This is a genomic window from Aquicella lusitana (genome assembly GCF_902459475.1).
GTDB lineage: Bacteria > Pseudomonadota > Gammaproteobacteria > DSM-16500 > DSM-16500 > Aquicella > Aquicella lusitana.
The window spans coordinates 79594-92205 of the sequence record NZ_LR699116.1 but is presented as its reverse complement, the minus strand read 5'-3'; the positions used below and the strand labels follow the sequence as shown (position 1 = coordinate 92205).

The following is a 12612-nucleotide window of genomic DNA, read 5'->3' as shown; positions in this document are numbered from 1 at the left end:
ATGATGGATGATTTAGAGTCTAAACCAGTAGATCTATTGTTAATTGCTGAAGATCCACGCAGCAAGACAATGCTGGAGATGGCACGAAAGGCAGCAAAAAGCAGCGCAACGATATTAATAAACGGGGAAACAGGCGTAGGAAAAGAATTAATTGCACGATACATACATCAAAACTCTTATTTTAGCAGTGGGCCCTATATTACGGTTAACTGCGCGGCATTACCTGAAAATATGATTGAATCCATGTTGTTTGGCTATGAAAAAGGGGCATTTACAGGCGCAATAAATGCATATCAGGGAAAATTTGAACAAGCCAATAATGGCACACTGTTACTGGATGAAGTTACTGAGCTACCGCTTGCCCTCCAAGCAAAGTTATTGCGTGTACTGCAAGAAAGAAAAGTGGAAAGACTAGGCGGCAAGGGATTGATAAATATCAATACACGAATCATTGCTGCAACAAATCGCGACATTCAACAACAAGTAGTGACGGGTAATTTTCGTAGTGATTTGTATTACAGGTTAAATGTTATACCCGTATACTGCCTTCCGTTGAGAAATAGAAAGCAAGACATTATACCATTAACAAATTTTTTCATCAAAAAATACTCAATAGTTTTGGGAAAAATTCCTCCTGTGTTGACAACACGTGCGCAAGAAAAAATATTAAATTATCCATGGCCTGGAAATATCAGAGAGTTAGAAAACCTAATACATAGAACATTGATCATGACGAATGACGATGTTATTGACGAGATTCATATTGAACTGGATGAATATCAAATAGAACAGAATAATAGTAAAGGCGAGTTTGATTCAAAAATGAAAGCAACCGAGGCAAAAGTTATTCTTGATGTTTTAAAAGAATCAGACGGGCGGCGGCATGTGGCAGCAAGAAAATTAAACATTAGTCCAAGAACATTAAGATATAAAATTTCAAAATTAAAATTAAGCGGAATAAAAGTTCCTTAAAGAGAAGGGATTGAATATGGATATTAACAATGTGGGCGCAACCAGAGCAGATATAAATGAAATGCTTTCAAAAATACGTGAACTATCAAACAAATCAAAGATATTTTCCGAAACAAACAAAGTAGCAGAGAAAGGCGGATTTGATGAGATTTTGTCGACAGTTAAAAACGCCATCTCACAAGTGAATCAGACGCAAACGGAAGCTGAAAAAATGAAATCTGCATATGTAGCTGGTGATAGCCAGGTTTCATTGTCGCAACTTATCGTTGCTTCGCAAAAATCAAAGCTTGCGTTTGAAGGATTGCTAACGGTCAGAAATAAGATATTGGAGGCATATAAAGAAATAATGAATATGCCGGTATAATATTCTTAATGGATTAAATACTTATGGAACGATCATCAAATAATAAATACGTTAACTCATTCGTGTCAGTGTTCCAACCAGGTACATTCAGGCAATTGTTTTTTATGGTTGGCATTGCTGTAAGCGTGGCTCTTGGAATAACTTTATACCGGTCAATATCAGAGCCAATATATAGGCCGCTTGACTACCAGATTAGTCAAAAAAATATGGCATCCATTGCTGATACACTGGAAAAAGCAAGAATTAGTTATAAAATTGATGACAGAAATGGGCTAATACTCGTGCCAGCAAATGACATAGAAATGGCACGACTCAAATTGAATGCAGCAGGTATACCAAAGGATGATGGATTTAATTATTCTTTTCTTAACGAGCAAAATGCGCTTACCAATAGTCAATTTATTGAGAATGCACGTTACTTGCGCGCATTGGAAAATGAAATATCGAAAACAATTAGCAGCATAGAAGGTGTCTCCGGTGCACGTGTTCATATTGCCGTTCCAAGGAATAATGTGTTTGCTGATGAAAATAATAAAGTAACAGCGTCTGTTGTATTAAATATTTCGCCTGGTTTTTCTTCAAACAAGGAAAAAATTCGTTCAATCATTCAGATTGTTGCTGATAGTGTACCAGGTCTGGATCCAAAAGATATCGCGATTACTGATCAATATGGCCATTTTTTGTCAGATGGTATGGATCAAAACTCGATTTACAGCGCAGCACAGTTAAATTATCAAAATAATATTCAAAATTATTATGAAAAAAGAATAGAATCAATGATAGTTCCACTATTGGGAGCAAATAAAGTCATTGTAAGAGTCAACGCAGACATTGATTTTACTCAGCACGAGCAGGCTCAAGAGGAATACGATCCAAATAAAACAGTGTTGATCAGCGAACAAAGCAATATTGAACAAAATGAAACTTCTGGTGCATCTGGCCCTCCCGGATCACTTTCAAATTCCCCACCAGAAGAAGGTTCAAAAAACACACCACAAAGTCAGGCAACAGGGGGACAAAAGCGGTCTCAAAGCACAAAAAATTATAACGCATCAAAATATGTAAGTTATAAAAGAATGAACGTAGCTCAAATAAAAAATATTTCTGTAGCTGTCGTTGTTGACAATGAAATCATTTTAGATCCTAAAACAAAAAAATACATTAGCAAGCCTGTGGCGCAAGATAAAATCACTAAAATTACTGAATTAGTTAAGGCGGTTATCGGTTATGACGAAAAAAGAGGTGATAAAGTTACGGTTGTGAATAGTGTTTACTCACAGGTAAAAGAGGAAATTCCTAACGTTCAAGTTCAAGTATGGGAAATGCCGTGGTTCTGGGATGTGGCCAAGAAAATCATAGGAATAATTCTCGGGTTCGCATTTTTGTTTATCATTTACCGTAAATTATCTAATTACGCAGCAACAATAAACCAAGCAAAACAAAAAAGTGTATTTGTAGCAGATGAAGAGAGCAATGACGAGAATAGCGTAAACAGAATGCACAAATTAAAAAAAGATGGGATTGATCAATTGAAACAGTTAGCGGCAAATGAGCCAAATAAAGTAGCACTTATTATTAAAGGTTGGGTCAGGAAATAATCTATGGACAAGATAAGAAACGCAGCAATTATATTATTGGGTGTAGGCGAAAAGGCCGCTGCTGAAATATTAAAAAGCATGAATCCAAGAGAGGTTAAAGCGATCATTGATGCAATTAATAACATTGATTCAATCACGGAAGAAGATCTAATTCGCGCAATTAATGAATTTTTTACGGAGTCAAATAATAGTTCAGGAATTGATATTTCTGAAAAAGAAATGATAAAAAATACGTTACTTACAGCCGTAGGCAGCAAAGGTGGGGGCGTATTTATTCAAGGTGCCAACCCTGACAAAGATAGCTGGCTGGAGTTAATAAGAGAACAACCGATGGATAGTATTGTTCACCTTATTCAGGATGAACATCCGCAAATTATAACAGCATTTGTAATTATCGTGTTCAATAATATCAGCAGTGAACACGGTACTAAATTAATCAAGGCAATGCCTAAAGAAATGCAGAACCAAGTATTTAAGCGAATGACAAATTTGGGTTACATATCTAGGTTTGCAATTGATGCTGTAGCTGTTTATTTTCAACGGCAACTAGAGAGCTCTGAGCGAAATAATATAATTAGTGTAGATGGATTAGAAACAGTTGCCAACATTGTCTCTTACCTAGACAGTGAGACTGAACGCCAAATCATGGCCGAGTTGACGAACGAGGATAAGGATTTAGGCGAAAAAATCCAAGATAAAATGTTTCCATTTCAGCGATTGGCCGAGTTGGACAAAAAAAGCCTGCAAATCCTACTTAGTGAAGTCAAAAATGAAGATTTAGTTATCGCCCTCAAAGGGGTTGATGATCGTGTTAAAGAAATTTTCTTCCAGAATATGTCGGCTAAATCAGCCGAGATACTTCGTGACGATCTTGAATCTAAGGGCCCTGTCAAGCTAGCTCATGTGCTTGATGCGCAAAAGAATATAATACGCACTGCTAAGAAGCTGGACCAGGAAGAAAAAATAGTTTTATCCATGAAGACCAATTCAGACATCGTGTACTGAGGATTATATGAATAAAATAATCATGGAAGATATTTTCATAGAAAATGAAAATGAATGGATTTTTCCTAAAATTGAACTTTCAATTCAGCCGAATGATAAGAAACCACAGGAAAAAAACAAAATTATTGATAATGAAAATCAAAATGAACATATTGAAAAAATGATAATTGAAAATCAGGCCAAAAAATTGGAAATAGAAATGATTAAGGCTGAATATGAAAAAAAAATAGCTATCGTGGACAATATGTTAAAACAGCTTGAGCGTCCATTATCAGTAATTGACGATGATTTAATTGAAATTATTAATCAAATTATAAAAAAAACGGTAAAGAATTTAATTTACAAAGAAATCAAATCTGATCCAAAGTTATTAATAAAAATTATTAATACATTAAGTGAGTCGATTCAAGAGAAAGGTGGATTAATAACAATTTATTTATCCCAATCTGACTATAACCGCTTGTTTGATGAGGCTCACAATTTAAATTTGCGAGTAGACTCGTCATTAGTAGATGGTGATTTAATTATTAAATCAAATAAAGGCGAAATTCATTCATTACTCAATGAGCGCATTGATAGGGTGATAAGGTGCAAAAGATGATTGACATTTTAATGAAGCAGAAAATTAAAAATCACTATGCCAACCTCAATAAGTTGGCTGAGGCACCTATTCCGGTTATCGTATCAGGGAAGATTACCCGTATTACAGGTATGAAAATTGAGGCGTCAAATCTTGCCGTTCCACTAGGAACCATTTGCCAAATCTCCTCGGCTGACGGAGTGGTGATAAATGCAGAAGTGATTGGTTTTGCAGAAAATACAACATATTTAATGGCGCTTGAACATACTGACGGATTAAAGCAGGGAGCTTCCGTGGTACCGATTTCCAGATTAAACCACGCATGTATAGGCGAGAAACTACTGGGCAGAGTCATAGACGCAGCCGGAAATCCAATTGACGGGAAAGGGAAAACAGGCTGCTATGAATACTATCCTCTAGTAAGTAAACCGATTAATCCACTCGCAAGACGAAAAATTAGTGAACCACTTGATGTTGGAATACGTGCAATCAATGCACTATTGACCGTCAGTAAAGGACAAAGACTGGGAATATTTTCGGGAAGTGGAGTCGGTAAAAGTGTATTGCTAGGAATGATGACCCGCTTTACAAGTGCCGATGTGGTTGTCGTAGGATTAATTGGTGAGCGAGGACGTGAAGTAAAGGAGTTTATAGAAGAAAATCTTGGTGAAAGTGGTTTGGCACGATCAGTCGTAGTCGCTGCACCAGCTGATACCTCACCGCTAATGCGTGTTAATGGCGCGGTTTTGGCAACTACAATTGCCGAATATTTTAGAGATAAAGGACTGGATGTGTTGCTCATTCTCGACTCACTGACCCGTTATGCACAGGCCCAAAGAGAAATCTCACTTTCAATAGGAGAGCTGCCAGCTACCAAAGGATTTACACCTTCAGTGTTTGCAAAGATATCACAATTAGTTGAACGGTCAGGAAACGGTATAAAGGAAAGAGGATCAATTACAGCGTTTTATACTGTTCTTGTAGAAGCTGATGACCATAACGATCCAATTGGTGATCACGCACGTTCTGTGCTCGATGGTCATATTATCTTGTCACGCACGCTGGCAGATGCTGGGCATTACCCTGCGATTGACATTGAAAAGTCTATCAGCCGTGTAATGCCAGCTGTAGTAGATAAAAACCAGCTAGCTTATTCACATAAATTCAAACAATTGTATAGCGCATATAATCAAAACCGTGACTTGATTAATGTGGGTATGTATCAATCAGGTGCGAATAAAATAATAGATGAGGCTATAAGATCCATAGATAATCTCGAAAAATTTCTGGTTCAAAACATCAACGAATCTTGCGATATCAAATCAAGTGTAGATTTTCTTATAAGGCTATTTAGCCAAGGATAATTATGAAAGACATGAGGCAAATAAAGATATTGGAAAATTCAATTAAATGTGAAAAGAAAAAATATTTATCTGAACTATCTAAGATAAATAGTAAGATCAATACCAAACAATCATTAATAAAAAAAATGCAGTCATATCAATTTGATTATTTAAATTCTAACAATTTTAATTTAAGCAAATCCATGCCTGGGTTGCATGGGAACATGCGCATGTTTATTAAGAAAATAGACAATGTTATTAACCACACCGAATCTGAGATTACTATGTTAGAAAAAATGAAGTTATCCTTGCTTGATACAATTGGCAACCTTGACAAAAAATTAAATTTAATGCTGTCCTTCGAGGAGAAATTAAACGCTGAGAGCGCATTAAAAGAATTAAGAAATGAACAATTAATGATTGATAGTATTGCTGCAACAAGCAATAAAAGGAGAGAACATGAATGATACACATATACTGAATGCAATGCAACAAATGCTCTACTATGTTGTGATAGCTGTGTGTATTATCACTCTGCCTGTTCTCGCCATCAGTCTAATTATGTCAATAATTCAAGCGGCGACACAAATAAATGAAATGACACTCACGTTTATTCCAAAATTTATTGTCATGTTTTTATTACTGTTTATTTTGAGTCCGTGGTTAATGCAGAAACTTATTTTAATTACACACCATTATTTAGACAATTTGGCGCTGTTCATTAGATAATATGAATATAATTAGCTTAATACCATTAACATATGAAAAGCTCGTTTTATTTATTTTGGCATTAGCCAGGATATCTGCATTATTATCTTCGTTTGTGTTTTTCCGGAGGGATTATGTAAATAATAAAATAATAATTGGACTATCATCTTTGCTGGCATACATCGCAGTAATATCTATGGATTTCAAGCCATATTATGCATTGTTTTCTGCTAACATGGTGATGCAAATCATTTTTCAGGTAGTTATAGGTATAGTGTCTGGGTTAATTCTTAATATAATATTTGAGATTTTTACGGCATTTGGCCAAATAATATCGACGCAAATAGGGTTTTCAATGGTTACATTAATTGATCCGAGATTTGGATCAATAACGGCATTAACATTATTCTATAACTACGCAGCAATGCTGATATTTTTGCTGTTAAATGGGCATCTAATTGTTATTAATTTAATCTTAGAGAGTTTTAAATCATTACCTGTGAGTTTAAATTACATATCCAACGATGTATTAATCGGTATTTTGAAGTATGCAAATATTATTTTTACAGGAGGTGTGTCGTTATCAATTGCGATCATAATTGCAATGCTGATAACGAATATGACCATTGCGGTGATGAGTAGATTTGCACCGCAATTTAATATTTTTTCAGTAGGAATTAACATTTCAATTATATTGGGATTGATATTTGTTTTTCTCACATTTGGAGTGTTTGTTGGAAATGGCGTCGAATATATTGGGAGCGGACTAAAGCAGTTCCAATTATGGTTGACTGGAGGTTGATTGAATGAGCCATGAGGCGCAGGAAAAACAGCACCAACCAACTAGCAAACACATAAGCGATTTGCGCAAGCAGGGAATTGTAATGCGCTCCCGCGACTTATCTGGCGGGTTGGTTTTTACCGTGACTGTAGCAATGCTAATTATAATGTCAGCTCAGCTGATGATGTCTATCAAAAAAAACTTTTCTTTAGCATTTTCCAGTATTCCTGATGTGATTCATAACGCTAATTATCTCGGGGCAATTTTAAAAAAGATTGCCTTAGCTAATTTTTATCAATTGTTGCCCATTTTTATTATCATGCTTGTAGTTGCAATTCTTTCCCCTTTTTTATTTGGAGGCTGGAACTTTACTCTTGATGCCATTCAGTTCAAACTGTCAAAGTTAAATCCAACTAATAATTTAGGTAAATTATTTTCCTACAAAAACGCATTAATTGAAATTGCAAGATCAATAGTAAAAGCATCTATATTTTTATGTATTCTAACTTTTTTCCTCATATCCAACCTCAATGATATTATTAGTTTAATGAATTTGCAGGTTATTTCTGCCATAACAGCATCTGAATACTTAATAAAATATTTTATTTTGTTCCTCTGCATAGCGCTTATTTTTACAGTTATCTTTGATATCGCATATCATTATTTTAGATATCAACAACAGGCAAAAATGTCATTGCAGGAAGTTAAAGATGAACAAAAGGATACAGAAGGAAGCGTAGAATCGAAACGAAAAATGCGTCTTAAACAACTCGCCATGGTCAAGCAAAGGATAAATTATTCCGTACCAAAAGCCAGTGTCGTGATAACCAATCCTACCCATTATGCAGTTGCGCTAAAGTATAACAGCGGCAAAGACAAAGCTCCAAAAGTAATTGCAAAAGGCAAGGGTATCATTGCGTACCAAATAAGGAAGGCAGCGATTTCACATGGAATATCGATCTATCAGGCGCCTGATTTAGCTCGCGCAATTTATTTTACAACAAAGCTGGGTTCTGAAATACATCCTGGATTATATAAACCAGTCGCGATTGTTCTTTCGTACGTTTATCAGCTTAAAAATTATCAGTATGGGGTAGGGAAACATCCTGAAATCATAGAAGATTTAAGTATTCCGAAGGAATTTATATATCATGAGTAACCTCAATGAGGATAAACATCATGAATAATTTTTCACAGCTTATTAATATTAAAAATATTAAGCAGTTTAATTTTGGAATATTAATTCTTATCTTAGTCATGCTGACAATGACGATTATTCCTTTGCCACCAATCCTGCTTGATTTGCTATTCTCCTCCAATATTACATTGTCTTTGATTATTTTGATGGTTTGCATTTATATATTCAGGCCACTTGATTTTAGCATATTTCCTACGATCTTATTGGTGACAACTCTTTTAAGATTGACACTAAATATAGCTTCAACAAGGATCGTGTTACTGCACGGAAATCAAGGTCCTGGTGCTGCTGGTGAGGTCATTCGTGCATTTGGAGAAGTTGTTATTGGCGGCAGCTTTGTGGTTGGTATGATTGTTTTTGCCATATTGATGATTATTAATTTCGTCGTTGTAACTAAAGGTGCAGGCCGTATATCAGAGGTAAGTGCTCGATTCACTTTGGATGCGTTACCAGGCAAGCAAATGTCAATTGATGCGGATTTAGGCGCTGGCGTTATAACCCAAGAAGAAGCAAAGAAACGAAGAGTAGAAATTATTCAGGAAGCTGATTTCTATGGATCGATGGACGGTGCAAGTAAATTTGTCCGCGGCGATGCTGTTGCGGGATTATTAATATTATTTATAAACTTGATTGGCGGCATCGTCATCGGTATTTTTCAACATAATATGCCATTTGCATTGGCAGTAAAAACATTCTCATTGTTGACCATCGGTGATGGATTGGTAGCCCAAATTCCATCATTGCTGATGTCGATAGCTGCGGCCATCATGGTGACGAGAGTAAGCAATGAGCATGATATAAGTGAACAAACAGTTAGCCAGTTATTTAATAATCCAAAACCCATTTTGCTGGCTGGTGCCACCATATTTGTTTTATCGCTGATTCCTAATATGCCGCATTTACCATTTTTGTCACTGGCAGCAATATGCGTGTTGATCAGTTATTTTATTTATGTAAAGAATTCAGTAAAAACCGATTCAACTCATGAAAATACAAAGAAACAAGCCGCAAACACTCTCGATAGTGCTGAACTCAATTGGGATGAAGTTGTGCATACTGATCGTTTGACACTTGAAATAGGCTATAATTTGATTAATATGGTTGGCATAAATAAAGATGGTTTGCTTATTAATAGAATAAAAGGAATACGCAAAAAGCTTTCAATGGAATTAGGATTTTTGATTCCAACCATTCACGTTAAAGATAATTTGCATTTGCCTGCAAATCATTACCGAATTTACATGAAAGGTGTAGTTATTGCAGAAGCACCAGTCTATCCTGATATGAATTTAGCTATTAACCCTGGGCATATTAAACACGCCCTTACAGGAACACCTTGTAAGGATCCTACGTTTGGCCTTGATAGTTATTGGATATCGGCTGATCAACGTGATTATGCTCAAGGACTTGGTTATACTGTCGTCGATGCTAGTACTGTCGTGGCTACGCATTTAAATCAAGTTATTAAAAATAATTCGCATCATTTACTTGGGTACGACGAAGTTCAGCAATTAATTAACCGATTAACCGTATCTACTCCTAAACTGACGGAGACACTAACATCTGGCCCACAAGCTGTGCCTCTGCCAATTATCGTAACTACTCTTCAGCGGTTACTTCAATCTGGTATTCCTATTATTGATATACGGTCAATTGCCGAGAAGATGATTGAAGTGTGGGCAAAATCAAAGGACCTTGATTACTTGGTGGAGAATGTACGCGTAGCGATAAAGCACTTGATTGTTTATAGCATTTGCGGTGATAAAAAGGAATTGCCGGTAGCCGTTTTTGATAATGACTTGGCACAAATCTTGCATAAGTCTATACAACCGAACCATGAAGGTGGAGAAAAAATAGTTGTGTTAGAACCGTCGTTGACTGAAAAACTCTACACTAAATTGCTTGAATTTGTGCGCAAAAGTGAGCTGGATTCGCTGCCACCCATTATGTTAGTCACAAGCGAGTTAAGGGGGTTATTAGAGAAATTGTTCAAGCCTGGAATCCCCAATTTACATTTTCTGGCACACAACGAAGTGCCTGATGATCGGCAATTGAATATTGTCGCTAAAATTGGATAAGAGGGAATAAAAATGAAATTATACAGATTTGTTGCCTCGAATACACATAGAGCGATTTTTACCGTTAATGACGCGCTGGGCCCAGAGGCATTAATCTATTCTACACGAAAAATACCAGGCGGCGTCGAAGTACTTGCAGGGTTGCCGCTGGATACCAATGAACCAACCGCTCAAAATGGACAACCTATCGATGTCGATAAATCAATACCGCATGAAATCAAACAGGTTGACAGCTCATTTGATTACAAATTAATTGAAAGTTTCAAAATGCAGATGGAAACTATGAATGAAAGCATTCAGGCATTATCAGACAGCATTGCCACATTACAAAAAACATATGCAGATAAATTAGAAAGAAAAAAAATAGGAAAGTGGAATTTATTTAAAATGCTGGAAATTGCCAAATTACTTAAATTAAGTGCCTTCCGAAATAAAACAACCAGTTGAGAGCAACTTTATGCGTATTATATCAATAACCGGCGGTAAAGGGGGAATAGGCAAAACTACTATAGCAGTTAATTTGGCAGTGGCGTTTGCTAAAGCTAAACAGAAAGTATTATTGCTGGACGCAGACCTTGGATTGGCAAATGTTGATGTCATGCTCGGCTTAAGTCCTAATAAAACGCTTCATGATGTTTTGTTAGGAAATTCTAGTCTACATGAAATAAGTATAAAAGGGCCGCATGGGATTCAGGTAATACCTTCTTCATCAGGTATACAATGCATGGCTGACTTGTCCCCATCGCAATATATAGGTCTTATACATTCATTTTCTAACTTTGTCGAAGATATCGATATAATGATCATTGATATGGCCTCGGGGATATCACGCCAAGTTATAGATTTTACGAACGCATCTCAAGAGGTAGTCGTTGTTATATGCAACGATCCTTCATCATTAATGGACAGCTATGCTGTCATTAAAATTTTACACCAAAAATATGCCAGAAAACGATTCGGCATAATTGTAAATAAGGTAAAGAGCCAGCACGATGGTTTCCAGGTGTTTAGCAGATTCCAAAAAGTAACTGAAAAGTTTATTGACGTTAATACAAATTATTTGGGTCATATACCCTACGATGACTATATTGGTATTTCAGCGCAAGAAAGGGTAGCAATTGTTGATAAATACCCAAATTCAGATGCTGTTTCAGCAATTAATGATGTTTGTAGCAATATAATAAATTGGCATAAAGACACTGAATTGCCTGGCGGAATTCATTTCTTTTTCGAGAAGTTGATTCATCAACAAATTTAAGGATTTGTTATGCAAAGCATAACAATGTACGAGAAAAATTCAGATGTCGTTTTAGAACAGTTTGTTCTAAACCACCTGGATTTGGTAAAAAAGATAGCAACCCAAATCAAGCGCAAGTTACCATCGCATATTGAGTTTGACGATTTATTACAGTCTGGATTGATTGGTTTGCTTGAAGCTCGGAAAAATTATAACCCTGAAATGGGAGCTAGTTTTGAAACATACGCCACTATCAGAATACGGGGAGCAATAATTGATTCATTAAGGAAAAATTCTTGGATTAGCCGCGACATTATTAAAAAAATGAAAAAGGTTTCTGATGCAATAAACAAAATTGAAAAAAGAAACAAGCAGCAGGCGACACTTGAAAATATTATAATGGAATTGAATATAACCCATGAAGAGTATTTCAAGATATCCCAAGAAATCAATATGTTTTATGTCGCAAATCTTGCCGACAAGCATGTTGAGCATAGTTTAGCTGATGATTCGAATGATCCTGAACGAATTGCGCAAAAAGACGCTGTAAAGACCCAGCTCAAGGAAATTCTTAAACTGCTTCCTGAAAAGGAACAGCTAGTTTTATCGCTTTATTATGTTGAAGAGCTCACTTTTAAACAGATTGGGGAAGTGCTTGAATTAACAGAAGCACGCATATCTCAATTACATAGCATCGCCATCGCAAGGATCCGTGCAAAAATGCGTTCAGAATAAAATAGGAGTTGAT

14 protein-coding genes are annotated in these 12612 nt (G+C 36.1%); all 14 read left to right on the top strand.

Features of this window, described 5'->3' with window-relative positions:
- Positions 1 to 972, top strand: a 972-nt coding sequence (locus AQUSIP_RS11810) for a sigma-54 interaction domain-containing protein (RefSeq protein WP_114835314.1), incomplete at its 5' end; no start/stop codon positions are given.
- A gap of 16 nt (positions 973 to 988) precedes the next feature.
- On the top strand, positions 989 to 1336 hold the full coding sequence (fliE, locus tag AQUSIP_RS11805; protein WP_114835315.1) for a flagellar hook-basal body complex protein FliE: 348 nt from the start codon (positions 989 to 991) through the stop codon (positions 1334 to 1336).
- Between the two features lie 104 nt (positions 1337 to 1440).
- The gene (gene fliF, locus AQUSIP_RS11800) at positions 1441 to 2934 is read left to right on the top strand and encodes a flagellar basal-body MS-ring/collar protein FliF (RefSeq protein ID WP_170131881.1); all 1494 of its coding nucleotides are present in this window, start codon (positions 1441 to 1443) and stop codon (positions 2932 to 2934) included.
- 3 nt (positions 2935 to 2937) lie between these two features.
- The gene (locus AQUSIP_RS11795; protein WP_114835317.1) at positions 2938 to 3939 is read left to right on the top strand and encodes a flagellar motor switch protein FliG; all 1002 of its coding nucleotides are present in this window, start codon (positions 2938 to 2940) and stop codon (positions 3937 to 3939) included.
- Between the two features lie 7 nt (positions 3940 to 3946).
- A complete protein-coding gene (locus tag AQUSIP_RS11790) occupies positions 3947 to 4540 on the top strand; it encodes a FliH/SctL family protein (RefSeq protein WP_114835318.1) in 594 nt (197 codons plus the stop codon).
- Complete coding sequence (gene fliI / locus AQUSIP_RS11785; protein ID WP_211310099.1) at positions 4537 to 5883, top strand: flagellar protein export ATPase FliI; 1347 nt, start codon at positions 4537 to 4539, stop codon at positions 5881 to 5883. Before AQUSIP_RS11790 ends, fliI begins: the two co-directional genes overlap by 4 nt.
- A gap of 2 nt (positions 5884 to 5885) precedes the next feature.
- Positions 5886 to 6329 carry a hypothetical protein gene (locus tag AQUSIP_RS11780; protein WP_114835319.1) on the top strand — a complete coding sequence of 148 codons (444 nt, stop codon included), beginning with the start codon at positions 5886 to 5888 and terminating at the stop codon, positions 6327 to 6329.
- Positions 6322 to 6591, top strand: a complete 270-nt coding sequence (locus tag AQUSIP_RS11775; RefSeq protein WP_114835320.1) for a flagellar biosynthetic protein FliQ — start codon at positions 6322 to 6324, stop codon at positions 6589 to 6591. Before AQUSIP_RS11780 ends, AQUSIP_RS11775 begins: the two co-directional genes overlap by 8 nt.
- A 1-nt stretch (position 6592) precedes the next feature.
- Positions 6593 to 7372, top strand: coding sequence for a flagellar biosynthetic protein FliR (locus AQUSIP_RS11770; protein ID WP_114835321.1), 780 nt, complete (start codon positions 6593 to 6595; stop codon positions 7370 to 7372).
- A 4-nt stretch (positions 7373 to 7376) separates the two neighbouring features.
- Positions 7377 to 8510, top strand: coding sequence for an EscU/YscU/HrcU family type III secretion system export apparatus switch protein (locus AQUSIP_RS11765; protein WP_114835322.1), 1134 nt, complete (start codon positions 7377 to 7379; stop codon positions 8508 to 8510).
- Between the two features lie 20 nt (positions 8511 to 8530).
- Positions 8531 to 10627: a flagellar biosynthesis protein FlhA gene (gene flhA / locus AQUSIP_RS11760; RefSeq protein WP_114835323.1), complete on the top strand. Its 2097-nt coding sequence runs from the start codon at positions 8531 to 8533 to the stop codon at positions 10625 to 10627.
- Positions 10628 to 10639: 12 nt separating this feature from the next.
- Positions 10640 to 11074 (top strand): hypothetical protein, encoded by a 435-nt coding sequence (locus AQUSIP_RS11755; protein WP_114835324.1) that lies wholly within the window; start codon positions 10640 to 10642, stop codon positions 11072 to 11074.
- 10 nt (positions 11075 to 11084) lie between these two features.
- Complete coding sequence (locus AQUSIP_RS11750) at positions 11085 to 11885, top strand: P-loop NTPase (protein WP_114835325.1); 801 nt, start codon at positions 11085 to 11087, stop codon at positions 11883 to 11885.
- A gap of 9 nt (positions 11886 to 11894) precedes the next feature.
- Complete coding sequence (locus tag AQUSIP_RS11745; RefSeq protein WP_114835326.1) at positions 11895 to 12599, top strand: sigma-70 family RNA polymerase sigma factor; 705 nt, start codon at positions 11895 to 11897, stop codon at positions 12597 to 12599.
- Positions 12600 to 12612: the final 13 nt, after the last annotated feature.

Bases quoted from the DNA above. Each gene is read 5' to 3' on its own strand.
- fliE (WP_114835315.1), top strand. From the start codon at position 989: ATGGATATTAACAATGTGGGCGCAACCAGAGCAGATATAAATGAAATG.
- fliF (WP_170131881.1), top strand. From the start codon at position 1,441: ATGGTTGGCATTGCTGTAAGCGTGGCTCTTGGAATAACTTTATACCGG.
- AQUSIP_RS11795 (WP_114835317.1), top strand. From the start codon at position 2,938: ATGGACAAGATAAGAAACGCAGCAATTATATTATTGGGTGTAGGCGAA.
- AQUSIP_RS11790 (WP_114835318.1), top strand. From the start codon at position 3,947: ATGAATAAAATAATCATGGAAGATATTTTCATAGAAAATGAAAATGAA.
- fliI (WP_211310099.1), top strand. From the start codon at position 4,537: ATGATTGACATTTTAATGAAGCAGAAAATTAAAAATCACTATGCCAAC.
- AQUSIP_RS11780 (WP_114835319.1), top strand. From the start codon at position 5,886: ATGAAAGACATGAGGCAAATAAAGATATTGGAAAATTCAATTAAATGT.
- AQUSIP_RS11775 (WP_114835320.1), top strand. From the start codon at position 6,322: ATGAATGATACACATATACTGAATGCAATGCAACAAATGCTCTACTAT.
- AQUSIP_RS11770 (WP_114835321.1), top strand. From the start codon at position 6,593: ATGAATATAATTAGCTTAATACCATTAACATATGAAAAGCTCGTTTTA.
- AQUSIP_RS11765 (WP_114835322.1), top strand. From the start codon at position 7,377: ATGAGCCATGAGGCGCAGGAAAAACAGCACCAACCAACTAGCAAACAC.
- flhA (WP_114835323.1), top strand. From the start codon at position 8,531: ATGAATAATTTTTCACAGCTTATTAATATTAAAAATATTAAGCAGTTT.
- AQUSIP_RS11755 (WP_114835324.1), top strand. From the start codon at position 10,640: ATGAAATTATACAGATTTGTTGCCTCGAATACACATAGAGCGATTTTT.
- AQUSIP_RS11750 (WP_114835325.1), top strand. From the start codon at position 11,085: ATGCGTATTATATCAATAACCGGCGGTAAAGGGGGAATAGGCAAAACT.
- AQUSIP_RS11745 (WP_114835326.1), top strand. From the start codon at position 11,895: ATGCAAAGCATAACAATGTACGAGAAAAATTCAGATGTCGTTTTAGAA.